22 protein-coding genes are annotated in these 22,018 nt (G+C 60.5%); 10 read left to right on the top strand and 12 right to left on the bottom strand.

All coding sequences use genetic code 11. The features are described from left to right. Positions 1 to 1,054: 1,054 nt before the first annotated feature. From AC07T0_RS04125 to ilvA, 4 genes are all read right to left on the bottom strand, one after another. Positions 1,055 to 1,522 (bottom strand): DUF2269 family protein, encoded by a 468-nt coding sequence (locus tag AC07T0_RS04125; protein ID WP_494999984.1) that lies wholly within the window; start codon positions 1,520 to 1,522, stop codon positions 1,055 to 1,057. Beyond that, positions 1,519 to 2,775, bottom strand: a complete 1,257-nt coding sequence (locus AC07T0_RS04130; RefSeq protein WP_494999985.1) for an SDR family oxidoreductase — start codon at positions 2,773 to 2,775, stop codon at positions 1,519 to 1,521. The genes AC07T0_RS04125 and AC07T0_RS04130 overlap by 4 nt, the downstream gene beginning before the upstream one ends. Before the next feature lie 22 nt (positions 2,776 to 2,797). Then, positions 2,798 to 3,226 carry a DUF2269 domain-containing protein gene (locus tag AC07T0_RS04135; RefSeq protein ID WP_494999986.1) on the bottom strand — a complete coding sequence of 143 codons (429 nt, stop codon included), beginning with the start codon at positions 3,224 to 3,226 and terminating at the stop codon, positions 2,798 to 2,800. A 216-nt stretch (positions 3,227 to 3,442) separates the two neighbouring features. After that, positions 3,443 to 5,026, bottom strand: coding sequence for a threonine ammonia-lyase, biosynthetic (gene ilvA / locus AC07T0_RS04140; RefSeq protein ID WP_494999987.1), 1,584 nt, complete (start codon positions 5,024 to 5,026; stop codon positions 3,443 to 3,445). 139 nt (positions 5,027 to 5,165) lie between these two features. On the opposite strand from ilvA, the gene rpiA reads away from it, so the two are divergent. Then, positions 5,166 to 5,837, top strand: a complete 672-nt coding sequence (gene rpiA / locus AC07T0_RS04145; protein WP_494999988.1) for a ribose-5-phosphate isomerase RpiA — start codon at positions 5,166 to 5,168, stop codon at positions 5,835 to 5,837. A gap of 133 nt (positions 5,838 to 5,970) precedes the next feature. Here the strand turns inward: rpiA and AC07T0_RS04150 are convergent, their stop codons facing one another. Beyond that, a complete protein-coding gene (locus tag AC07T0_RS04150; RefSeq protein ID WP_494999989.1) occupies positions 5,971 to 6,636 on the bottom strand; it encodes a fumarylacetoacetate hydrolase family protein in 666 nt (221 codons plus the stop codon). A 37-nt stretch (positions 6,637 to 6,673) separates the two neighbouring features. Beyond that, positions 6,674 to 8,068, bottom strand: a complete 1,395-nt coding sequence (locus tag AC07T0_RS04155; RefSeq protein ID WP_495000288.1) for an FAD-binding oxidoreductase — start codon at positions 8,066 to 8,068, stop codon at positions 6,674 to 6,676. 202 nt (positions 8,069 to 8,270) lie between these two features. On the opposite strand from AC07T0_RS04155, the gene serA reads away from it, so the two are divergent. Further along, positions 8,271 to 9,500, top strand: coding sequence for a phosphoglycerate dehydrogenase (serA, locus tag AC07T0_RS04160; protein ID WP_494999990.1), 1,230 nt, complete (start codon positions 8,271 to 8,273; stop codon positions 9,498 to 9,500). 63 nt (positions 9,501 to 9,563) lie between these two features. Here the strand turns inward: serA and AC07T0_RS04165 are convergent, their stop codons facing one another. Then, a complete protein-coding gene (locus AC07T0_RS04165) occupies positions 9,564 to 10,001 on the bottom strand; it encodes a DUF4399 domain-containing protein (RefSeq protein WP_494999991.1) in 438 nt (145 codons plus the stop codon). Positions 10,002 to 10,137: 136 nt separating this feature from the next. On the opposite strand from AC07T0_RS04165, the gene AC07T0_RS04170 reads away from it, so the two are divergent. Then, the gene (locus tag AC07T0_RS04170; protein WP_494999992.1) at positions 10,138 to 10,737 is read left to right on the top strand and encodes a transporter substrate-binding domain-containing protein; all 600 of its coding nucleotides are present in this window, start codon (positions 10,138 to 10,140) and stop codon (positions 10,735 to 10,737) included. 9 nt (positions 10,738 to 10,746) lie between these two features. Here AC07T0_RS04170 and AC07T0_RS04175 read toward each other — a convergent pair whose 3' ends face one another. Both AC07T0_RS04175 and AC07T0_RS04180 read right to left on the bottom strand, forming a co-directional pair. Further along, complete coding sequence (locus tag AC07T0_RS04175; RefSeq protein ID WP_495000289.1) at positions 10,747 to 11,247, bottom strand: 2-thiouracil desulfurase family protein; 501 nt, start codon at positions 11,245 to 11,247, stop codon at positions 10,747 to 10,749. After that, positions 11,247 to 11,882, bottom strand: a complete 636-nt coding sequence (locus tag AC07T0_RS04180) for a 2OG-Fe(II) oxygenase (protein WP_494999993.1) — start codon at positions 11,880 to 11,882, stop codon at positions 11,247 to 11,249. The genes AC07T0_RS04175 and AC07T0_RS04180 overlap by 1 nt, the downstream gene beginning before the upstream one ends. A gap of 108 nt (positions 11,883 to 11,990) precedes the next feature. Between AC07T0_RS04180 and AC07T0_RS04185 the strand changes: the two genes are divergently transcribed. Then, positions 11,991 to 12,749: a DUF2059 domain-containing protein gene (locus tag AC07T0_RS04185; protein ID WP_494999994.1), complete on the top strand. Its 759-nt coding sequence runs from the start codon at positions 11,991 to 11,993 to the stop codon at positions 12,747 to 12,749. A 193-nt stretch (positions 12,750 to 12,942) separates the two neighbouring features. On the opposite strand, the gene AC07T0_RS04190 is transcribed toward AC07T0_RS04185, so the two are convergent. Both AC07T0_RS04190 and AC07T0_RS04195 read right to left on the bottom strand, forming a co-directional pair. Next, positions 12,943 to 14,895: a RecQ family ATP-dependent DNA helicase gene (locus AC07T0_RS04190; protein WP_494999995.1), complete on the bottom strand. Its 1,953-nt coding sequence runs from the start codon at positions 14,893 to 14,895 to the stop codon at positions 12,943 to 12,945. A 308-nt stretch (positions 14,896 to 15,203) separates the two neighbouring features. Then, positions 15,204 to 16,379, bottom strand: a complete 1,176-nt coding sequence (locus tag AC07T0_RS04195) for a tetratricopeptide repeat protein (RefSeq protein ID WP_494999996.1) — start codon at positions 16,377 to 16,379, stop codon at positions 15,204 to 15,206. A gap of 230 nt (positions 16,380 to 16,609) precedes the next feature. Between AC07T0_RS04195 and AC07T0_RS04200 the strand changes: the two genes are divergently transcribed. The 6 genes from AC07T0_RS04200 (at position 16,610) to AC07T0_RS04225 (ending at position 20,199) form a co-directional block, all read left to right on the top strand. After that, positions 16,610 to 17,377, top strand: coding sequence for a hypothetical protein (locus tag AC07T0_RS04200; protein WP_494999997.1), 768 nt, complete (start codon positions 16,610 to 16,612; stop codon positions 17,375 to 17,377). A gap of 473 nt (positions 17,378 to 17,850) precedes the next feature. Beyond that, positions 17,851 to 18,141: a hypothetical protein gene (locus tag AC07T0_RS04205; RefSeq protein WP_494999998.1), complete on the top strand. Its 291-nt coding sequence runs from the start codon at positions 17,851 to 17,853 to the stop codon at positions 18,139 to 18,141. Positions 18,142 to 18,436: 295 nt separating this feature from the next. Then, on the top strand, positions 18,437 to 18,667 hold the full coding sequence (gene vapB, locus AC07T0_RS04210) for a type II toxin-antitoxin system VapB family antitoxin (RefSeq protein ID WP_103497971.1): 231 nt from the start codon (positions 18,437 to 18,439) through the stop codon (positions 18,665 to 18,667). Then, positions 18,664 to 19,077: a type II toxin-antitoxin system VapC family toxin gene (locus AC07T0_RS04215; protein WP_494999999.1), complete on the top strand. Its 414-nt coding sequence runs from the start codon at positions 18,664 to 18,666 to the stop codon at positions 19,075 to 19,077. Before vapB ends, AC07T0_RS04215 begins: the two co-directional genes overlap by 4 nt. A gap of 290 nt (positions 19,078 to 19,367) precedes the next feature. Then, entirely contained in the window at positions 19,368 to 19,676 is a 309-nt protein-coding gene (locus tag AC07T0_RS04220) for a hypothetical protein (RefSeq protein ID WP_103497973.1), read from the top strand. Continuing rightward, on the top strand, positions 19,660 to 20,199 hold the full coding sequence (locus AC07T0_RS04225) for a hypothetical protein (protein ID WP_495000000.1): 540 nt from the start codon (positions 19,660 to 19,662) through the stop codon (positions 20,197 to 20,199). Before AC07T0_RS04220 ends, AC07T0_RS04225 begins: the two co-directional genes overlap by 17 nt. 129 nt (positions 20,200 to 20,328) lie before the next feature. Here the strand turns inward: AC07T0_RS04225 and AC07T0_RS04230 are convergent, their stop codons facing one another. Beyond that, positions 20,329 to 21,876: a phosphoenolpyruvate carboxykinase gene (locus AC07T0_RS04230; RefSeq protein WP_495000001.1), complete on the bottom strand. Its 1,548-nt coding sequence runs from the start codon at positions 21,874 to 21,876 to the stop codon at positions 20,329 to 20,331. Positions 21,877 to 22,018 lie beyond the last annotated feature (142 nt).

Here is a 22,018-nt window from a genome sequence, read left to right on the forward strand (position 1 = left end):
GCGTACGACATAACCCTAATGTGGGAGCGGAGCTTGCCCGCGAAGCAGGCGACTCGGTCCCAGACCAGGCAGGTCCAGCTCCCACAGGTCCCGAGCCGTACGCACCTTCTGCGCACGACATAACCCTAATGTGGGAGCGGAGCTTGCCCGCGAAGCAGGCGACTCGGTCCCAGACCAGGCAGGTCCAGCTCCCACAGGTCCCAAGCCGTACGCACCTTCTGCGCACGACATAACCCTAATGTGGGAGCGGAGCTTGCCCGCGAAGCAGGCGACTCGGTCCCAGACCAGGCAGGTCCAGCTCCCACAGGTCCCAAGCCGTACGCACCTTCTGCGCACGACATAACCCTAATGTGGGAGCGGAGCTTGCCCGCGAAGCAGGCGACTCGGTCCCAGACCAGGCAGGTCCAGCTCCCACAGGTCCCAAGCCGTACGCACCTTCTGCGCACGACATAACCCTAATGTGGGAGCGGAGCTTGCCCGCGAAGCAGGCGACTCGGTCCCAGACCAGGCAGGTCCAGCTCCCACAGGTCCCGAGCCGTACGCACCTTCTGCGCACGACATAACCCTAATGTGGGAGCGGAGCTTGCCCGCGAAGCAGGCGACTCGGTCCCAGACCAGGCAGGTCCAGCTCCCACAGGTCCCGAGCCGTACGCACCTTCTGCGCACGACATAACCCTAATGTGGGAGCGGAGCTTGCCCGCGAAGAAGGCGACTCGGTCCCAGACCAGGCAGGTCCAGCTCCCACAGGTCCCGAGCCGTACGCACCTTCTGCGCACGACATAACCCTAATGTGGGAGCGGAGCTTGCCCGCGAAGCAGGCGACTCGGTCCCAGACCAGGCAGGTCCAGCTCCCACAGGTCCCAAGCCGTACGCACCTTCTGCGCACGACATAACCCTAATGTGGGAGCGGAGCTTGCCCGCGAAGAAGGCGACTCGGTCCCAGACCAGGCAGGTCCAGCTCCCACAGGTCCCAAGCCGTACGCACCTTCTGCGCACGACACAAATCTAATGTGGGAGCGGAGCTTGCCCGCGAAGCAGGCGACTCGGTGTCAGATCAGGCCGGCTTGGCGACCATCAGATAAAAAATCGCCATAAACGACAAAAACGCCGGCCAGCCCAGGACAAACCACCCGCGCATATAAGTCTCGGCCTGGATCGGCATCGCCGTTCCCTCGTGCAAGGCCTGCTCGGCCATCCTGTGCACCCGGATCTGCAGCCAGACCACCGGCAACCAGCAGATCCCCGCCAACACGAACAAGCCCAGGCTCCACATCAGCCAGCTTTGCTGGATCGGCCAACCCGCCAGGTGCATCAACCCCAACCCGCTCAATGGCTGGAACACCGCCGTGGTGGTGGTAAAGGCCCAGTCGGCGAACACCAGGTGCTTGAAGGTCACCGCGATCACTTCGACCCGACCCGTGCGCCAGGCGCGCAAGGCGTAATAGGCGGAACCGGCACCCAGGCCGAAGAGAATGGTGGAAGACAGGATATGCAGGGTTTTCAGCAGCAGGTAAGCACTCATCGACGCGGTTCGGTCCAAAGCAGCCAAAGGGTCGCCACCATCAGCACCAGGTTCTTGGCGACGGCAGCATAAGGGTCAAACCAGTAGTGCGGCAGCATAAAGCTGATAATCAGGGTGTAGGCCCCCATCAACAGCAATTGCGCCCGGAACGCCCACTTGCGCGTGCGGCGCAACAGCATCCCCAGGCCCAGCAACCCGTCGCACAGCGCCCCGGCGTAGACCGCGAACACTGCGGGCGGGCCGCTGACACCCGCCTCGGCCATGATCCGCAGACTCCAGTCATAGCCCGGCCCGAGGCAAACCGCCGCCGTGCCCAGCCAGATCAACAGCATCACCGCCAGCATTAACGGCCGCAGCGCCCCTTGGACGCTCTGGCCGGCGTTTGGCCAGTCCAGCAGACGGCTCGACAGCGGCGCGACCCGGTAACCACAGACCGTGGCCAAGGCTTCGGGGTCGGCGACATTGTCGCGCTGGGCCATGCGCAGACTCTGGCGATTCAACACCCGCCAGCCCAGGCGCTCACCCAGCCAGGCGCCGGCCCGCGCCAGGATCCCCGGCGCCTTCACGTAGCGCGCGGGGGCCCACCCCTGGGCTGCACGCATCTGATCGAGTACCTGCGCCAGCGTCAGCACTTGCGGCCCCACCAGCGGCAACACCAGGGAGTGCGCCGGCCAATGCCGCAGCAGGGCCAGCACGGCGGCGCACAGGTCGTCGATATGCAGCGGTTGCAAGCGGGCCTGCAGGTCCAGCAGGGGAATCAGCGGCCACGGCGACAGCCGCGCCAACCAGGCACTACTGGCCCCGCCAGCGCCCACCAGCAACGAGGGTCGCAGCACCACGGCCGGCACGCCGAGCGCCATCAGGTAATCATCCGCCGCCGCCTTGCTCGCCAGGAACGGCACATCCGGCTGCTCGCCGGCGCCCAGCGCGGAAATATGCAGCACCCGCACGCCCCGGCGCGCCGCCAGGTCGAACAACGCCCGAGTGCCCAGGTCCTGGGTCAGGCGCAGTGCCTGCTCATCGACGCTGAGCAATCCAGCGGCATTGATCAGCAGGTCGATACCGTGGGGCAGGATGAAATGCTTGGAGTCCTCGGCCAACCGACCCAGGTCGAGCACCTGCCATTCGACACCCGGCATCGAGCGCAGGTGATGACCACGGCTGGTGGCAATCACTTCGTGACCCGCGGCATGCAACGCAGCCAGCAAATGACGACCAACGAAACCCGTGGCCCCCACCAGAAGCACCTTCATGGCAACTCCCCGGCCTGACGGTTTAAACCGGTTTCGCGCCCATCAGGCCCGCAATGGCGACAAAACAGACAGCCGTGAAAATCGCCAGGGCCAATGTGAACCCTGGATGCCGCGCCGTCATGCCACGGCGCAGGCGATTGAGACGCACCACCAGCCACACCCAGCTCAGGGTACCCAGGGTATAGAGCACGCTCGAACCCAACAGCCAGGTCTGGCCCAGCGGCCAACCGGCCAGGTGCACCAGCCACCAGCCGCTGACCGGCAGCACCGCAAGGCACAGCGCCATCAGTGCCCAGACGAAGAACCAGGGGCGCTGCAAGGTGTGATTCTGAAGGGTCGCATCGCCGGCACGGCGTCCGCGCCAAAGCCTGATCGTCACCGCCAGCGCGCTGCCGAGCAAAAGCACCGGCGCCGCACCGTGAAGCAGTTTCAAGGCAGTGAGGGTTTCCATTTCATCGTTTCCTTGGTGTTTGCGATCAACTTTCGAGCAGCTATCAAGCAACAGGTGGAACGCAACCCCTGTAGAAGCTGGCTTGCCCGCGATGGCGCCCGCACGGGCAACACAAGGCTTACGGGCCTCATCACTGGCAAGCCAGGTTCCTACAGGATTTTGTAGCGTCCTCGGGAACCGGGCTTGCCCATCAGCTTAGCAGCCATCCAACGCGTTTCAGCCGAGGAACAAGCGATACGCCGGGTTATCGCTTTCGTCCCAATACGGGTAGCCGATTTCCGCCAGCGCCGCCGGCACCAGATGCCGTTCGTCCTCCGGCACCTGCAGGCCCGCGACCACCCGGCCGTCGGCGGCGCCATGGTTGCGGTAGTGGAACATCGAGATATTCCAGCGGCCGCCGAGCTTGTTGAGGAAGTTGAACAACGCCCCCGGACGCTCCGGGAATTCGAAGCGCAGCACTATTTCGTCGCTGACATGGGCCGCATGGCCACCAACCATATGGCGGATATGCAGCTTGGCCAGCTCATTGTCGGTCAGGTCGAGCACCGGGAAGCCCTGTTCGGTCAGGCTGTCGATCAGGGCGCTACGCGGATCGCTGTCGGGGTGGGTCTGCACGCCGACGAAAATATGCGCTTCGCGACCAGTGTGATAACGGTAATTGAATTCGGTGATCTGGCGCTTGCCGATGGCCTCGCAGAACGCCTTGAAACTGCCCGGCCGTTCCGGAATGGTCACGGCGATGATCGCTTCGCGGCCTTCACCCAACTCGGCGCGCTCGGCGACATGGCGCAGGCGGTCGAAGTTGACGTTGGCGCCGGAGTCGATGGCCACCAGGGTCTGCCCGCTGATCTTGCGCGACTCGACGTACTTCTTGATCCCCGCCACGCCCAGGGCGCCGGCCGGCTCGGTGATCGAGCGGGTATCGTCGTAGATATCCTTGATGGCAGCGCAGATCTCATCGGTACTGACGGTGATCACCTCGTCGACATAGTCCTTGCAGATATCGAAGGTGTGCTGGCCGATCTGCGCCACGGCCACGCCGTCGGCGAACAGCCCCACGGTGGGCAATATCACCCGTTCACCGGCCGCCATGGCCTGTTGCAGGCAGTTGGAGTCATCCGGCTCGACGCCGATCACCTTGATCTCCGGTCGCAGGTACTTCACATAGGCGGCGATACCGGAAATCAAGCCGCCACCGCCGACCGGAACGAAGATCGCATCCAACGGGCCCGGATGCTGACGCAGAATCTCCATCGCCACGGTGCCCTGCCCGGCAATGGTGTGCGGATCATCGTAGGGGTGGATGTAGACGTAGCCCTTTTCCTCGACCAGCCGCAGCGAATGCGCCAGGGCTTCGGCGAAGGAATCGCCATGCAGCACCACTTTGCCACCCCGGGAGCGGACGCCTTCGATCTTGATTTCCGGCGTGGTCTTGGGCATCACGATAATGGCCTTGACCCCCAACACCTTGGCCGCCAGGGCCAGGCCCTGGGCATGGTTGCCAGCCGAAGCCGTGACCACGCCGCGCGCGCGCTCGACATCGCTGAGTTGGGTCAGCTTGTTGTAGGCCCCACGAATTTTGAAGGAAAACACCGGCTGCAAGTCTTCGCGCTTGAGCCAGACCTTGTTGCCCAGCCGCTCGGAGAGCTGGCGAGCGGTCTGCAACGGGGTTTCCACGGCAACGTCGTAGACGCGCGAGGTGAGGATCTTCTTGACGTACTGTTCAAGCATCGGAAGGCATCGCTGGCGGGTGTGGACAGGGACCGAGGAGTCTAACCCAGCGCTTGCGGCAACGACCACAGGGTTCCTGAGGTTTTGTTGCCTGGCCCACCTGTTTGCCAGGGAGCGCCACCTGCGGCCAAACGGACAATGACCTTGCCTGCCCTGACGCTTATAATGCCGACCTTTCGCACATCCCCTGCCCGCTTTCGGAGCCCGCATGACCCAGGATCAACTCAAACAGGCCGTGGCCCAAGCCGCTGTCGACTTCATCCTTCCCAAGCTCGATGACAAAAGCGTCATCGGCGTGGGCACCGGCTCCACCGCCAACTGCTTTATCGACGCCCTGGCGCAACACAAGGGTGCGTTCGACGGCGCGGTCGCCAGCTCCGAAGCCACCGCCGCGCGCCTCAAGGGCCACGGGATTCCGGTCTATGAGCTGAACACCGTCAGCGACCTGGAGTTCTACATCGATGGCGCCGACGAAAGCGACGCGCATCTGAACCTGATCAAGGGGGGCGGCGCCGCCCTGACCCGCGAGAAGATCGTCGCGGCCGTGGCCAAGACTTTTATCTGCATCGCTGACGGCAGCAAGCTGGTACCAGTGCTCGGCGCCTTCCCGCTGCCGGTCGAAGTCATCCCGATGGCCCGCAGTCATGTGGCGCGTCAGCTGGTGAAATTGGGGGGCGATCCGGTGTATCGCGAAGGCGTGTTGACCGATAACGGCAACATCATCCTGGATGTGCACAATCTGCGGATTACCAACCCGGTGGAGCTGGAAAGCCAGATCAATGCGATTGTCGGCGTGGTCACCAACGGCCTGTTCGCGGCGCGTCCGGCGGATCTGCTGCTGCTGGGCACCAGCGAAGGCGTGAAGACCCTCAAGGTCTGAGGCAAGCACCGCCCCCTCTGTAGGAGCGAGCTTGCTCGCGATGGGCGTTAACGATAACGCGGGGCGCCTGATGCCCCACGGTGTCTGTGCCATCATCGCGAGCAAGCTCGCTCCTACAGGGGGGGCGTCGGGATTAACGGACGCTGCTGCTGAAGCTGCTGGCGCCTGGCAATTCCAGTACCAGCTCATCCCCGGCATTCAACGGACCGACGCCCACCGGCGTACCGGTCAGGATCACATCGCCGGCCTGCAACGAGAAACACGCCGCCATGTACTGGATCATCGGCACGATCGGATTGAGCATGTCGCTGCTGATCCCGTCCTGGCAAACCTGACCATTGATGGTCAGGCGAATGCCGATCCGGGTCAGGTCCGGGAAGGTACTGCCGACCACGAACGGCGCCAGCACACAGGCACCGTCGAACGACTTGGCAACTTCCCAGGGCAACCCCTTACCCTTCAGTTCTGCCTGCTTGTCGCGCAAGGTCAGGTCCAAAGCCGGCGCAAACCCGGAAATCGCATCCAGCACCTCTTCAACACTCGGCTTGTTGGACAACGGCTTGCCGATCAACACGGCAATCTCGGCCTCGTAATGCACCGAACCACGGTCCGCCGGGATGCTGAAACCACCCTCGATCGGCACCACGCAACTGCCCGGCTTGATAAACAGCAGCGGCTCGGTCGGCACCGGATTGTCCAGTTCCTTGGCGTGCTCGGCGTAATTGCGGCCGATGCAGACCACCTTGCCGAGAGGGAAGTGAATGCGGGTACCGTCAACATACTGGTGCTGATAGCTCATTACCGACTCCTGGTCTTTGTCATCAGTGGCTTCAGGTTCAAACCGCGAAGATCTTGCCCGGGTTCATGATCCCGTTCGGATCGAACACCGCCTTGATCGCCTTCATGTATTCAATTTCAACCGGGGAACGGCTATAGGTCAGGTAATCGCGCTTGGTCATGCCCACGCCGTGTTCGGCGGAGATCGAACCGTTGTACTTCTCGACGGTTTCGAACACCCACTTGTTGACGGTAGCGCACTTGGCGAAGAACTCGTCCTTGCTCAGGTTTTCCGGCTTGAGGATGTTCAGGTGCAGGTTGCCGTCGCCGATATGACCGAACCAGACGATTTCGAAGTCCGGGTAGTATTCGCCGACGATGGTGTCGATTTCCTTGAGGAAAGCCGGCACTTTCGACACGGTGACCGAAATGTCGTTCTTGTACGGTGTCCAGTGGGAAATGGTTTCGGAGATGTACTCGCGCAGCTTCCAGAGGTTCTGCAACTGGGTTTCGCTCTGGCTCATCACGCCGTCCAGCACCCAGCCCTGCTCGACACAGTGCTCGAAGGTTTCCAGGGCCTGGTTGGCCACTTCTTCAGTGGTCGCCTCGAACTCCAGCAGGGCGTAGAACGGGCAGTCGGTTTCGAACGGTGCCGGCACGTCACCACGCGCGAGGACCTTGGCCAGGGCCTTGTCGGAGAAAAATTCGAAGGCGGTCAGGTCCAGCTTGCCCTGGAACGCATGCAGCACCGGCATGATCGAGTCGAAATCCGCGGTGCCGAGGACCATGCAGGTCAGGTTCTTCGGCGCGCGGTCCAGGCGCATGGTGGCTTCGACCACAAAACCCAGAGTGCCCTCGGCACCGATGAACAGCTGGCGCAGGTCGTAGCCGGTGGCGTTCTTGATCAGGTCCTTGTTCAGTTCCAGCACATCGCCCTTGCCGGTTACTACCTTCATACCGGCCACCCAGTTACGGGTCATGCCGTAGCGAATCACCTTGATTCCGCCGGCATTGGTGCCGATATTGCCGCCAATCTGGCTGGAACCGGCCGAGGCGAAGTCCACCGGGTAGTACAGGCCCTTTTCTTCGGCAACGTTCTGCAAGTGCTCGGTGACCACGCCCGGCTGGCAGACGGCGGTACGATCGGTGAGGTTGATGTCCAGCACCTGGTTCATGTAGTCGAAGGACACCACCACCTCACCGTTGGCCGCCACCGCGGCGGCGGACAAGCCGGTACGACCGCCCGATGGCACTAGCGCGACCTGGTGCTGGTTGGCCCAGCGCACAATGGACTGGACCTGCTCGGTGGTCTTCGGAAATACAATGGCCGTCGGCGCGGGAGCGAAATGCTTGGTCCAATCCTTCCCGTAAGCATTCAGGGAGTCAGCATCGGTCAAGACCTTACCAGGCTCAACCAGGGTCTTCAGCTCATCAATCAGGGCAGGATGGGTCATCGACAGAACTCTCGAACTATTCATGGTCATCCTGAGGACGCTTCACGTCGCAGAATGAGTGTTTGCGGGTCGCATATGCTAGCATACGCCCCCCGCAGAAGCGTGCTATCAGGCCGATCTGCGGTGCCGGCGATCACGCCGCGCGGTCAGCTCAAGCTGTCCATTTCCCTGCCATTTTTCTCCGGGACACAGGTTTACGCAGATGAGCAAGACTTCTCTCGATAAGAGCAAGATCAAGTTCCTTCTTCTCGAAGGCGTCCACCAATCCGCCGTCGACGTCCTCAAGGCCGCCGGGTACGTCAATATCGAGTACCTCACTGGCTCCTTGCCAGAAGCCCAGTTGAAGGAAAAGATCGCCGATGCACACTTCATCGGCATTCGCTCCCGCACTCAACTGACCGAGGAAATCTTCGATCACGCGAAGAAGCTCGTCGCCGTGGGTTGTTTCTGCATCGGCACCAACCAGGTCGACCTCAACGCGGCTCGCGAGCGCGGCATCGCCGTGTTCAACGCCCCGTACTCCAATACCCGCTCCGTTGCCGAGCTGGTGCTGGCCGAAGCGATCCTGTTGCTGCGCGGCATTCCCGAGAAGAACGCTTCCTGCCATCGCGGTGGCTGGATCAAAAGCGCGGCCAACTCCTTTGAAATCCGCGGCAAGAAGCTGGGGATCATCGGTTACGGCTCGATCGGTACGCAGTTGTCGGTCCTCGCCGAAGGCCTGGGCATGCAGGTGTTCTTCTATGACACCCTGACCAAGCTGCCGCTGGGCAACGCCACCCAGGTCTCGAACCTGAGCGACCTGCTGGGCATGTCCGATATCGTCACCCTGCACGTTCCGGAAACCGCGGAAACCCAGTGGATGATCGGCGAGAAGGAAATCCGCGCGATCAAGAAAGGCGGGATCCTGATCAACGCCGCTCGCGGCACCGTGGTCGAGCTGAACGCCCTGGCGAACGCGATCAAGGACAAGCACCTGATCGGCGCGGCCATCGACGTCTTCCCGGTGGAGCCACGCTCCAACGACGAAGAGTTCGAAAGCCCGCTGCGCGGCCTGGACAATGTGATCCTGACCCCGCACATCGGTGGCTCGACCGCCGAAGCCCAGGCCAACATCGGCCTTGAAGTCGCGGAAAAGCTGGTCAAGTACAGCGACAACGGTACTTCGGTATCGTCGGTGAACTTCCCAGAAGTGGCCCTGCCGGCTCACCCTGGCAAGCACCGTCTGCTGCACATCCACGAAAACATCCCGGGTGTGATGAGTGAAATCAACAAGGTCTTCGCGGAAAACGGCATTAACATCTCCGGTCAGTTCCTGCAGACCAATGAGAAAGTCGGTTACGTGGTGATCGACGTTGACGCCGAGTACTCGGACCTGGCGCAAGAGAAGCTGCAACACATCAACGGCACCATCCGTTCCCGCGTGCTGTTCTAAGCTTCAAGCGCTGGACGAAAAAAGGGAGGCCTGCAAGGGCCTCCCTTTTTTTCTTTCGCGCGTTTACTTCACGTTGACGGTGATGACTTTCGAAGCGACGGTCGGCTTGAACTGCATGTGGCCCTTGTCACCCGCCACCAGTTGCAAGGTGTGCTTGCCCGGGGTCAGGGTCAGCTGGGTCTCGGTCTGGGCCTTGCCATAGTGGATCACGGTGTCGCTCGCCGGGATCGGCAAGGCCGGGTCCGGCAGGGCCTTCTGGTCGACCAGCAGGTGATGGTGAGCGGAGTCCGGGGTAAGGTCACCGGCCGGCTTGAGCACCAAGCCCTTCATGCCGAACTTGACCGTGAAGGTCTTGTCGACCGTGGCGCCGTTTTTCGGCGAAACGATAAAGACCTTGGCGTCCTTGGGCGCCGCAATACGCGGAAGATCATCCGCAACCGCCAGCATCGAAGAACCCAGCAAAACAGTAGCCAACGCAACACGAGATACTAAGGTTTTCATTAACTTCTCCAGTTTTCCGCAATTTCGGTACGGTTAAGACAACTTTGTGGCGATTTGTGGTCCAAGGCACTCAACAACATAGCAAAACGTGCCTGAACGGCACGGTACATATTTGTATTCCAATTCGGGAGCGACCATGCGTTTTCTGCCTGGCCTATTACTTTTACTGCCCCTCGCCAGCCCTTTCGTCCAGGCTGAACTGATTGATGACGTCAACGACCGGGGCGAGTTGCGCATCGCCCTGGAAGGCGACATGCGGCCCTTCGGCTTCAGCGAAGACGGTCGCCTGACCGGCTTCGAAGTCGAACTGGGCGAACAACTGGCCCGGGAGTTGGACGTGCAAGCCTCATTCGTCCCCACCGACGCCGCCGATTTGCTGCAAGGCGTCGAGACGGGCAAATACGATGTCGCCATCAACCACATGCCTATGACTGCAGAACTGCAAAAACGTTACGACTTCAGCGAACCTTATGGTTACACCAGTGCGCAATGGTTGGTGCACAAGGAAGCGCAGCCGACGCAGGTTCCGTTTGCCATGGGTGGAAATACATTAGCCGTCACGCAGGATGCGTCCGAGGCGCCGATAGTGACCCTGGCGATTCCGTTTCAGAAAGGCAATCCGGCGTTCCAGGCCAGCCTCGACAAGGCATTGCAGCGCCTGAGGGCGGACGGACGCCTGGCGGCGCTTTCGCAGAAGTGGTTCGGCATGGATGCGACCCAGCCACCGAAGCAGTGAGTCGGCTCGCTATGGCGCCGAGGGATGTTCCAGGCGCTGCAGGGCGACAAGGGCTTCAGGCAGTTCCAACTCACTGAACACCTGTACGCCGGCCTGCTTCAACAACGCCGCCGTCACGCCTTCGCCGCGAACCTTCACCCCGCTGAAGGTCCCGTCGTAGGTCAACAGGTTGCCACATGACGGGCTGTTGGCCTTGAGCACCGCGATACGGATGTCATGCCGCCGCACCAACTCCAGCGCCTGATCCGCGCCAGAGAGAAAGGCGTCGCTGACATCTTCGCCCTCGTTGGTGATCACCCGGGCCAGCCCCTGCAGAACCTGCGCGCCCTGCCCGCCGGGAATTTCCGCCGCCGCACGGGGCGTTGGCAGGCCGCCGGCCACTTCCGGACACAAAGGCACCACCCGCCCTTCGGCCTGCCACTGGGACAACTGCGCATAAGGCCCGCTGGCCCCGCCGTCATAACGAACCAGATGCCCCAGAAGGCAGCGACTGACCAGGATCTTCTGCATCATGGGAACGGATCACTTCCGCGCCGACGAAACCAACCGGTCAGTGACAGGCGCTCGCGCGTCGCCGGCAAGACTTCATGGGGCACCTCGCCCGAGAGGAACAGCACCAGGCAACCGCCGGTCGGAACCACGTCATGTTCCACACCGCCTTCCAGGTACATGCGCAGTTGCCCGCCGTGCTCCGGCAACCAAGCGTCGTTCAGGTAGATCACCGCCGAGACCGTCCGTCGGTCGTCGTCACGAAAACGGTCCACATGCTTTTTGTAGAAGGCTCCGGGCGGGTACAGCGCGAAATGGCTTTCGAAGTCCTCGATCCCCAGGAACAACCCACGATTGAGGGCTTCGCGCAGGCTCTCCATCAAACCCATGTATTCATCGCAGGGCCCGGTCTGGCCCGGCTCCAGCCACTGGATATGATCGCCACGAATCGCCTCGCGGACTTCCTGGGCCGGCCCGCGCCCCACTCCGGCCGGGGCCAACTCGCCCGCGGCGGCGCGCAGGCGGCACTCGGCGGCCAGGGCGACGGTCAGCGCTTGTGGCAGGAAGATGTTCTGCTGCGACCAGCCGCGCTCGGCCAGGTCGTCGACAATACGTAACAGCAGCGGGTGATCAGAGGGAATGTGCATGCCGCGCATAGTATCCAGATGCCCGGAAATCCGACAGAGCCACCCGAACGACTTACAGGAATTCTCGACAAGTACCGCGCTCGCCAGGACAATAGCCGGCTGTAGACAGGAGTCCCTATGCGCCGTTTGCTTTTTTCGCTGTTGATGTTCTGCACTTTGCCCGCCTGGGCAGACAACCATGACCAGTTGTATCGGGTCGCCGGTTGGCCGGAACAACGCGCGCATTTCAACGATGCCCTGAGCGCGGCCCAGCAGAAGTACCGCAACAGCCTGCCGCCGGCGGTCTATGACGCATTGGTGAACAACAGCAACCAGCGTTTCGCGCCCCAGGCCATGGACCAGCGGGCCGAGGCCCAGTTACGCCAGAACCTCGACAATCCGAAACCGGCCCTGGCGTTCTTCCAGTCACCGCTGGGACGCAAGATTATCTCCGCCGAATTGCTCGCCACCCGCCGCGACCAGCTGGCCAAGAATGCCAAGGGCCTGCCGCATATCGACGCCAGCGCCACCCGGCGCCTGCTGATCAACCACCTGGGCCGTGCGCTGCCGGCGCGCGAAGCCGGGGCCGAAGTCAGCCTGGCCATCGCTGGCGTGGCGGCCGACAGCCTGAGCTCGATGATTCCCGGACTGCTGGGGGCCGGCGCGGCGCAAAGCATGTTGAACGGCCAGCGCGAACGCTTGATGGAGCAGATCGGCAACGACCTGGATAACACCTTGCTCTACGTCTATCGCGGCCTGTCCGACCCGGAGCTGGAAGAGTTCACCACCTTCGCCGAGTCGCCGGAAGGCAAGGCCTACTATCAGGCGGCACTGGCGGCGATCCGCGCGGGGCTGGCGGTGGGGCAGAACCTGTCGGCCACGCCGTCTGGAAACTGACTGCAACACAACCCTGCCTGCAACCGCCGATAATCCAGGCGTAATATGAAAGCCCGGGCGCCATCCATGCAGTAGGTTCGCCTCCCCTCAGGAGACCCCTCATGTACAGGATCAACCTTGCCACGGCCGCGGATATCGACGGTATAGCCCAACGGCTCCCGGCAATTACAGCAGACGCTCTTTCGAACAACGCCTACGCGGTTTGTGCCTGCCCCTCCAGGGACCACGCCGCGACCCACTCCCGCACCTCGGCATAGGGATAGGCCTCCAGCGCCGAAAACCCCGATAGCGCCCTCGCCTTCAACTTCGTAAACAACGGCACGCTGATACCGCACAGGAAGCGCGTCAGGCACTCCGCACTGGGTGAATGCCCGTTGTGCTCCTGGTGCCTGTGGATAAAGCCACTGCACAGTCCCGGGAAATCGCGCTGATCAAGGGCAGGCAATGCCGGCGGCTCCGGCAGACACGCCACCTGTCCGTGACATACCGAACAATGCCCACAGCGCTCAGGCGCCTGCTCGTCGCCGAAATAGCGGGCCAACCGGTAGCCCAGGCATTGCTCGGTCGCAAACAACGCCAGCATCGCGTGAATCCGCGCAATCTCGCTGACCTCATGCTGGGCAAAATAAGCGTACAGCTCCAGGCTCAGGGCATGGGGATCGAAGTCGCTGACCAACAGGCTGTAGACCTCGGTCATCTGCTTGCTTTCCAGCTCGATCCAGCGCCGCTCCTGGAAGAAGTCCAAGGCCTTCACCACCCGGCCGCGCTCGGCCTGATGCTGTTGATACAAAGCGTCGAAATTCACCGTGGCCCAGGTCCGCGCGCGACTGGAGGTCTGGATAATCGCCGAGACAAAGTCGTGCCGCTCGCCCTCGAACTTCGCCAGCAACACTTCCGGTTCCACTAGAAACTTGAAACGGTATTCGGCGAAATACGCATAACGCGGCGCGATCAAACCCCGTAACTCCAGCTGCACCAGCAAGGTCTTGAGCGGCAACTGGCGGATATTGCTCTGGTCCGCCAAGGGCCCGAGCAGGAACTCCCACTGGCCGTCCGGGATCGCCCCCTTCAGCTCGTCCAGTACCCGGCGAATCCCCTCCAGCTCCGGCGTATCGCCGTAGACGAAGTTCTCCAGCACATTGAGACTGTCGCGGTTGGCCAGCACCAGGCAATCGGAAGGCTGGCCGTCGCGCCCGGCGCGGCCGATTTCCTGGCTGTAATTCTCGATGGACTTGGGCAGGTCGAAATGCACCACGTTACGGATATCGGCCTTGTCGATGCCCATGCCGAACGCGATGGTGGCGACGATGCAGTTCAACTGCCCGGCCATGAACTGCTTCTGGATCGCCTCCCGCTGCTCATGGGGCAAGCCGGCATGATAGGCCGTGGCCGGGATTTCGTTGCGGCTCAGGTGCTGGGCGATCTGCTCGGCGGTCTTCTGCAAGGTGACGTAGACAATACTCGGCTGCCCGAGGCGCCCGCCCAGCCACTCCACCAGCCGACGATGCTTGTCCTGGCCGCCGACCGATTCCACCAGCAGGTTCAGGTTCGGCCGATAGAAACCGGTGGTGACCACATCGTCCGGCGCAATGGCGAACTTGGCCTGCATATCGGCAATCACCTTCGGCGTCGCGGTGGCGGTCAGCAGCAAGGCCTGGGGAATGCGGAACTGGCGCTGATAGTCCGGCAGCTTCAGGTAGTCCGGGCGGAAATTGTGGCCCCACTCGGAAATACAGTGCGCCTCGTCCACCACCAGCAGGGAAATCTGCACCTGCTGGAGAAAATTGCGGAAGCGCTCGTTCTTCAGGCGCTCCACGGAAATCATCAGGATCTTCAGCTCGCCGGAGCGGGCCCGGGCCATCACCGCATTGGCTTCATCACGGCTCTGCGCTGAGTCGATGCTCGCCGCTGCAATACCGTGACGTTGCAGAAAGGCCAACTGGTCCTGCATCAGCGCCAGCAGTGGCGACACCACCAGCGTCAGGTGCGGCAGGAGTAGCGCCGGCAGTTGATAACACAAGGACTTGCCGGAACCGGTGGGGAAAATCGCCGCAGCCGAACGCCCAGCCAATACCGCGCTGATCGCTGCCTCCTGGCCGTCGCGAAACTGTGGATAACCAAAAACCCGCTGGAGGGTGTCGTGCATAAGCTGTCACTCCGTTGACCGCTGTGGATAAACAAACCCTAGGCGGTCGGGCGAGAAAAGGTCCGAGGCAAGCATTACAAACTGCTACGGCGCGCCAGACTAGCGCAAAGCAGGCCGCGGTTGCGCGACGGCGGCCAATACCCGGATACAAATCCACAGGTGCATCCCTGTGGAAATATCGATTACATCAACCGCGACGGCCAAGGCATGCACAGGGAGCTACCGGCCAACGCAACGTTCCTGAACGGTCTCCAGAAACGAACAACGCGCCAGACAGGGCGCGTTGTGGGGTTGCATCAGTGTGCGATTCAGCGATTTTTTACCCGCTCGATCGCCGTGTCGTACACCGGGTTGGCTTTCTGTTCCTTGGCCAACTCGTAGTGACGCTGGGCGTCGGAGAACTGCCCGGCGTCTTCATAGATACGGGCAATGTTGTAGTACGAGCTCGCGCGTACGGTGTTGGCCGAGTTGCCGGCTGCCAGGGCAACAGCCTTGCGGTTGGCCCAAATGGCTTCAGCGGTATTACCGGCCTTCTGATACGCCAGACCGAGGTTGCTGTAGGCCTGACCGAAGCCGTTGTTCAGATCGATGGCCTGGCGGAAGAAGGCAATCGCCTGCTCCAGATTACCCGCCTTGTAGGCCGCCTCGCCTTTCACATTCAGCGCCTTCGCATCGATCTGCGCCGTAGAGCTGACCGCTACTTCAGCGACCGCGACCTTGTCGTCGAGCAGCGGCGAGACTTCATTCAACACATCCTTGGCCTCCACGGTCACACCGCTGAAGGTGTTGATGTCCTGGAAGTCACCGTTGCCGGTCATACGGAACACGGTCCACAGGTTGCCGCTGCGATTGACGGGGACGTAATAGGTACGGACCAGGGACTGCCCCATGTAGACAAATACCGTGGCCTGGCTGTTGGACAACTGGCGAGAGCTCGGGTTGTTGGCGTTGGTGTAATCATGCACCGCATACACATAGCTTTCGCCGTAGTGCTTCTTCTGCAGGGTGATGGTTTCCGGGCCATAGCTGTCGGTGTCATCCACATCCAGCTCGGCGTCAGTCCCCTTCTGCTGCTCGAAGTAGATGTTGTTGCCGGGGAAAATCATGTGGGAGTCGAGGTCTGCCGGAGTCTTGCCCCAGGTCAGCACCACGCGCAGGCCGTCGAGGCTCTGCATCACCGGACTGACGGCATAGGTCATGTCCTTGCAGGGGCACTTGACCACCAGATTGGAATAACCGGCCTTCTTGATGATCAGCAGGTTGCTGGCATCGTCGGCGAAGCTGGCCTCGAGGACGACCTGGCCCTGGGCGTTGGTCTTGCCGACCACGTTCTGCTCGCCGTTGCGCTGCAACAGCACTTCAGCGTCGGCGATCTTCTGATCCTTGACCACGGCACTGAGGACTTCGATGGGCAATTGCCCGGCCTGGACCGACCAGGCGGCGGCACACAACGATAAGACCGAGGCCACGCGAAGCAGAGACATACTTAACTCCCTTTAAGTGCAAAACTCGAGCACCGGATGGCGCCCTAAAAATTGGTGGGAAACATACCGATTTTTTGTCCGACGCGTCTGCTTTTTAAAAGGAAAATTTCATTTTTGTGGAGGCGTCGTTACTCGCCAACGGCCGATGAACGATTTAATCTGCGACTCCCCTCAAAGCCCACGAGAAAGCGCCGATAACCCGCTGACTCACCAAGGAAGGCAGCGGCGACATGCACCAACCCGAGCAAGAAGATGACGATGGCGTCATCCGTTTCAAACGCCTGCACCCCGAACATTTTGACGTGGTGCTGGGATCGCACCCGGCCAAACAGAAAGTACCGCGCCCCGCACAGCCCAAGCCCTACGGCATATGGATAATGGTGCTGATACTGGTGGGCATGCTCGGCTACATGACGGTCAACCATAACAGCAGCCACCCGATCCCTGTTGCGCCACTGCCGGCGGCTGAGCCAGTGCCGATTGAAACGGCCAAACCGTCCGAAGCGCCAGTGGAGCCGGTATCGCATCCAGAACCTACCGCCAAACTCGTGCCAGCGCCTGCACCGCAAGTGGTTGTCGTGGTGCAGACCCAGGCGCCCGCAGCAGTAGCACACGCCGCAGCCCCACCCACCCCGAAGGTCCAGGGCCTGGTGTCGGCCAGCTACCTGGCTGGCTACCAAGCCAACTTGAACACGCCTGAAGCCAGACAGACACGCCAATACGAAATTGCCACGGTGAGCATTCGCGAATGGGATGGCCGCGACCGTTATCAGGCGAAATGGCGGATCTTCAACAACGTCATCGACAACGCCAGCGTCTGCGGCAACTTCCTCGCCGGCAGCACCGAGCGCCGTGAATGTCGCAAATCGGCGGAGGTCTTTTTCAAGGAACAGTGCGGCGAATGGGGCAAGCGCTGGGACCGCGACCAGGATGAGAAAAGCAAAGAGATGCAGGTGCGCTATTGCACGGCGATGAAGACGTATAGCGCGGCGGAGTAAATCTGACGCTCCTGCCGAGCCCCATCTATCGATGCCAATTCGGCTGACCCGAAACAAGCGCACATTGTTTTTATCTTGAGTTTGATCGAACACATTTTGGCGCTTGTCCACGGTCCATGGACTGTGGACAACTCGCTCAAGCGCCACAAGCACTGTCAATGTGAAAAGTGCTTCCGGTTGCATCATCTTGAGAGCAGATCGCCACGCCTTGCGCTGCCCCGCCGAAGCCTCCTATAGTTCGCCCCGTCGCTGCCAATTCAGCGACCGGGTTTGGTCACCTGTCAGAGTGCGCACTAGCGCCACAGTGGATGTTGCAGGCGCGTTTCGTGCCGGCACGCTTCATGGCGGCTGTGTGCAGGACACCTTCGGGTGTGCCGGTGCGCTCTGCCGGTTGACCAACCTGTGCACAGTCCGCCACCCATCGCTTGGTCACGATGAGAGCGGATCAATGGAACTCATCAGAGCGCACACCTATGAATACTCAAAATCGCTATATCCCTCTCAGCACCAATTTCACCACAATCCCCGTCCTGGTCATCGACACCAACGCCAGCCTCGACGACCTGCAAACCAGCGCCTATCAACGCCTTCAAGCGGCCAGCGACCTGCTGGAAACCATGACGTGTGTGAGCCTCATCACCACCTGCGACAAAGACTTCACCCACGTCACCAATGCCGCGTACCTGTTGGTGCGTGAAGGCTGCGACCTGTTGCAACTGCTCCAGCAGCGGACGATGGCATTGGGCAGGCAAGTCGCTCAGTAACGCCATCAAAGACAGGCCATTTCTCTATAGGAAATGGCCTACTTAGCTTGGGTAATTCACAACCCATTTTGAGAGTCTGGCTACGAGAATGAAGGTAAGAGCTGATCCACAGCAGGTATCAGCGCCTTCAATATTTGCATTCGGCTTTCTGACGCAGCCTCTCAATAGCCCGCAGAAAATCCCTTCTGGAGGTAATCAGGTGACAATTCAGACAATGCTCGAGCAGGCATATGCCTTGCCTATGCAAAAAACCGATGCTACTCTGCATATGCTAGACATATGCAGGAGCGACATCATGCGCACAGTCTCAATTTTCAAGAACGGAAAAAATCAGGCGATTCGCCTACCAAACGACATGGCTTACGAAGGTGTAGGGGAACTGGAAATTACCCGCAATGGCGATGTGATCACCCTGCGCCCCGTGCGTCCCAGCTGGCAATCGCTGGCAGAAGTGCCCGCTGCTGACACGGACTTTCTGCAAGAGCGTCCGGACATCATCACCGATGAAGGTAGGTTCAACCTGTGACCACCTATATGCTCGATACCTGCATTTGCTCGTTCATCATGCGTGAACGCCCAGAATCCGTATTGAAGCGGTTGGTAGCAGAAGTTGGCCGAAATAACCGAATCGTAATTTCTGCGATCACTTATTCAGAAATGCGCTACGGACAGATCGGCAAGAAAGCGTCCGCCAGACACAAAACGATGGTTGATGAGTTTGTGAAACGCCTGGATGCTGTCCTACCGTGGGATCAGAGCGCCGTGGACGCAGTGATCGAAGTAAGACGTCAATTAACTGATAGCGGCTCAATCATTGGCGGCAATGATACTGCCATTGCGGGCCACGCCATAGCCATGGGGTGCAAGCTAGTCACCAATAATCTGCGCGAGTTCAGTCGTGTTACAGGTCTTGAATACGAAGACTGGGTTCACTGAAGTATTACTCGCCAAGTTTGTTGTCTTGGGACGAGCAGATTGATAAAATAGCCACAACGCATCTGGTCAACCATTTGCCCACCTTCCGAGGCCCGCATCGATTCATCGAGCGGGCTTTCGTGCATCTGGGGATAAGAAATGCATACTTTCTTGTAAGTTATTTCTTTTAATATCGAAAGCCCTGCCTGAAAGATGCTCGCCATACTAAGCACGAAAAATAAATATTGTTATAAGGCAACCTCATACTGTTGAGGTCTGCTCCCGTGTATACCTGCCCATTGATTCATCAATTGAAACTCGATGCCCAAAGCCTCGCCAGCATCGAACAGATCAACAAAATCACTCGCATGACCCAGCTCGGTGCAGCCGTGACGTCGAGTGGCGTGATAGCCCGCTTATTCACCCGTAGCGTGCCGCTGGAAACGGCCTTCAACATCACCCAATACGACTGGAAGCTCTTCAGCGAAAGCACACATGCCTGGTCGAAAATACAGCGCAATCGAGTCGTCACCATCGCCAATGACCAGGCACTGCAGCACTTACACGATCGAGCTCAATTCGAGTTCTGGAAAGGAGTCGCCAATGGCTGCATGTACTAAGGCAATCTGGATCGGATGCCTTGGCGCACTGGCCCTTGGAGCCAGCGCCGATCAGTCCATAACCGTCGAGCAGCGCTTCCATGGCTTCGTTATTGCCGACTTCGCCAGGGCCACCGCCGCCATGGAGGCACAACAACAAGCCTGCCTAAACACGGAAAAGGTCCTGCCTGCCAATCTATTGTCCCCTGCCGGACTGGATGACGAAGAAAAGAAAATTGCCTTGCTGTACTTCAGATCCCTGGCGTCGTGGGAGTGCGAGAAGCATGCCACTCTCGAGCTACTCGCTGCCACACAGATGGCCAGGGAAACAGGTCTGCCGGAATTCTCCGCAACCGACGACCCACAAAACCTGGCCGCCACTGTTCAGCTCATGGGCTACGACACAATGCTGCGTTACAAGGCCAGGTATCAGACCTTGCCAGAGTCGAAGCGCAGGCAACTGGACGATCTGGAGATACTGAGACATCCCTTTAAACTACTGGAATCCGCTAGTGCAAACGGATTACCAGCACCCAGCCCATGAGCAAAAATCCCGCAGCCGTTCACAAACCGTCAAAAGTGGATACCCCTGAAGCTATCGACAGCAAAATCAGCCACACAATAAAAAACCGCCCCGAAGGGCGGTTTTCTGGAGGCGGATAACCAGACTCGATTACAACTTCGGCCCAGCCGCCTTGATCGCGTCGCTCACGTCGAACTTCTTGAAGTTCTCGGTGAACAGACCCGCCAGCGCTTTCGCCGCTTCGTCGTAGGCAGCCTTGTCAGCCCAGGTGTTGCGTGGGTTCAACAGGCCAGTCTCGACGCCCGGTACGGCCAATGGCACGTCCAGGTTGATGGTGTCCAGGTGCTCGGTCTCTGCGCCAATCAACGCGCCGCTCTGGATCGCGGCAATCACGCCACGGGTGGTCGGGATGTTGAAGCGCTTGCCAACGCCGTAGCCGCCGCCGGTCCAGCCGGTGTTGACCAGGTAGACCTTCGAACCGAAACCACGAATACGCTTGATCAGCAGTTCAGCGTACTCGCCAGCCGGGCGCGGGAAGAACGGTGCGCCGAAGCAGGTGGAGAAGGTCGACTTGATGCCGGCGCCCGAACCCATTTCAGTCGAGCCCACCAGCGCGGTGTAGCCGGACAGGAAGTGGTAAGCGGCCTGTTCTTCGCTGAGGATCGACACCGGTGGCAGTACGCCGGTCAGGTCGCAGGTCAGGAAGATCACGGCGTTTGGCTCGCCACCGAGGTTTTTCGGTGCGCGTTTTTCGATCAGTTCACGCGGGTAGGCCGCACGGCTGTTCTGGGTCAGGCTGTCGTCGGCGTAGTCGGCCTTTTTGTTGGCGTCCAACACGACGTTTTCCAGCACGGCGCCGTGCTGGATGGCTTTCCAGATCACCGGCTCGTTCTTCTCGGACAGGTCGATGCACTTGGCATAGCAACCACCTTCGATGTTGAACACCACGCCCACGCCCCAGCCGTGTTCGTCGTCACCGATCAGGTAACGGCTTTCGTCAGCCGACAGGGTGGTCTTGCCAGTGCCCGACAGGCCGAAGAACAGGGTCACATCGCCCTCTTCACCCATGTTCGCCGCGCAGTGCATTGGCAGCACGTCGACAGCCGGCAGCAGGAAGTTCTGCACCGAGAACAGGGCTTTTTTCATCTCGCCGGCGTAACGCATGCCAGCGATCAGGACTTTCTTGGCCGCGAAGTTGAGGATCACGGTGCCGTCGGAGTTGGTGCCGTCACGCTCTGGCACGCACTCGAACTCCGGCACGTTGAGGATCTGCCACTCGTCCTTGCCACCGGCGTTGTACTGGCCGGCTTCCGGGTTGATGAACAGGCAACGGCCGAACAGGTTGTGCCAGGCGGTACCGGTGGTCATCTTGACCGGCAGGTAGTGCGCCGGGTCGGAACCGACATGCACGTGGGAAACAAAACGCTCGCGCTCGCCGATAAAGGCTTCAACGCGGTTCCACAGGGCGTCGAACTTGTCGGCCGGGAACTTGCGGTTGATCGGGCCCCAGGCAATCGCGTCCTGGGTGGAAGGCTCTTCGACGATAAAACGGTCGACCGGCGAACGACCGGTACGGTGACCGGTGCGCACGACCAGCGCGCCAGTGTCGGCGAGTTCGCCTTCACCACGAGCCAGGGCTTCTTTTACCAGATCGTCAACACTCAGATCGGTGTACACGGCATTGATTGCTTGCGTCATGAGATTCCCCGTCGGCCACTGGCCGAGTGCTCCAAACGTTTTGTAGTAGAAAGTCGCGCACTACTACCGCGAAAAAAGTGGGCCGGATTATGCCAGAAAAGCCCAAAAAAAGTAGGGTCCTCCTGTCAGAACGCCCATTTTC

The organism is Pseudomonas sp. GW821-FHT04D07 (genome assembly GCF_059420225.1).

Bases quoted from the DNA above. Each gene is read 5' to 3' on its own strand.
- AC07T0_RS04125 (WP_494999984.1), bottom strand. From the start codon at position 1,522: ATGAGTGCTTACCTGCTGCTGAAAACCCTGCATATCCTGTCTTCCACC.
- AC07T0_RS04155 (WP_495000288.1), bottom strand. From the start codon at position 8,068: ATGACCCATCCTGCCCTGATTGATGAGCTGAAGACCCTGGTTGAGCCT.
- AC07T0_RS04165 (WP_494999991.1), bottom strand. From the start codon at position 10,001: ATGAAAACCTTAGTATCTCGTGTTGCGTTGGCTACTGTTTTGCTGGGT.
- AC07T0_RS04225 (WP_495000000.1), top strand. From the start codon at position 19,660: ATGGCTGCATGTACTAAGGCAATCTGGATCGGATGCCTTGGCGCACTG.
- AC07T0_RS04200 (WP_494999997.1), top strand. From the start codon at position 16,610: ATGCACCAACCCGAGCAAGAAGATGACGATGGCGTCATCCGTTTCAAA.
- serA (WP_494999990.1), top strand. From the start codon at position 8,271: ATGAGCAAGACTTCTCTCGATAAGAGCAAGATCAAGTTCCTTCTTCTC.
- AC07T0_RS04205 (WP_494999998.1), top strand. From the start codon at position 17,851: ATGAATACTCAAAATCGCTATATCCCTCTCAGCACCAATTTCACCACA.
- AC07T0_RS04185 (WP_494999994.1), top strand. From the start codon at position 11,991: ATGCGCCGTTTGCTTTTTTCGCTGTTGATGTTCTGCACTTTGCCCGCC.
- AC07T0_RS04175 (WP_495000289.1), bottom strand. From the start codon at position 11,247: ATGCAGAAGATCCTGGTCAGTCGCTGCCTTCTGGGGCATCTGGTTCGT.
- AC07T0_RS04135 (WP_494999986.1), bottom strand. From the start codon at position 3,226: ATGGAAACCCTCACTGCCTTGAAACTGCTTCACGGTGCGGCGCCGGTG.
- AC07T0_RS04180 (WP_494999993.1), bottom strand. From the start codon at position 11,882: ATGCGCGGCATGCACATTCCCTCTGATCACCCGCTGCTGTTACGTATT.
- vapB (WP_103497971.1), top strand. From the start codon at position 18,437: ATGCGCACAGTCTCAATTTTCAAGAACGGAAAAAATCAGGCGATTCGC.
- AC07T0_RS04195 (WP_494999996.1), bottom strand. From the start codon at position 16,379: ATGTCTCTGCTTCGCGTGGCCTCGGTCTTATCGTTGTGTGCCGCCGCC.
- AC07T0_RS04170 (WP_494999992.1), top strand. From the start codon at position 10,138: ATGCGTTTTCTGCCTGGCCTATTACTTTTACTGCCCCTCGCCAGCCCT.
- rpiA (WP_494999988.1), top strand. From the start codon at position 5,166: ATGACCCAGGATCAACTCAAACAGGCCGTGGCCCAAGCCGCTGTCGAC.
- AC07T0_RS04230 (WP_495000001.1), bottom strand. From the start codon at position 21,876: ATGACGCAAGCAATCAATGCCGTGTACACCGATCTGAGTGTTGACGAT.
- AC07T0_RS04150 (WP_494999989.1), bottom strand. From the start codon at position 6,636: ATGAGCTATCAGCACCAGTATGTTGACGGTACCCGCATTCACTTCCCT.
- AC07T0_RS04190 (WP_494999995.1), bottom strand. From the start codon at position 14,895: ATGCACGACACCCTCCAGCGGGTTTTTGGTTATCCACAGTTTCGCGAC.
- AC07T0_RS04130 (WP_494999985.1), bottom strand. From the start codon at position 2,775: ATGAAGGTGCTTCTGGTGGGGGCCACGGGTTTCGTTGGTCGTCATTTG.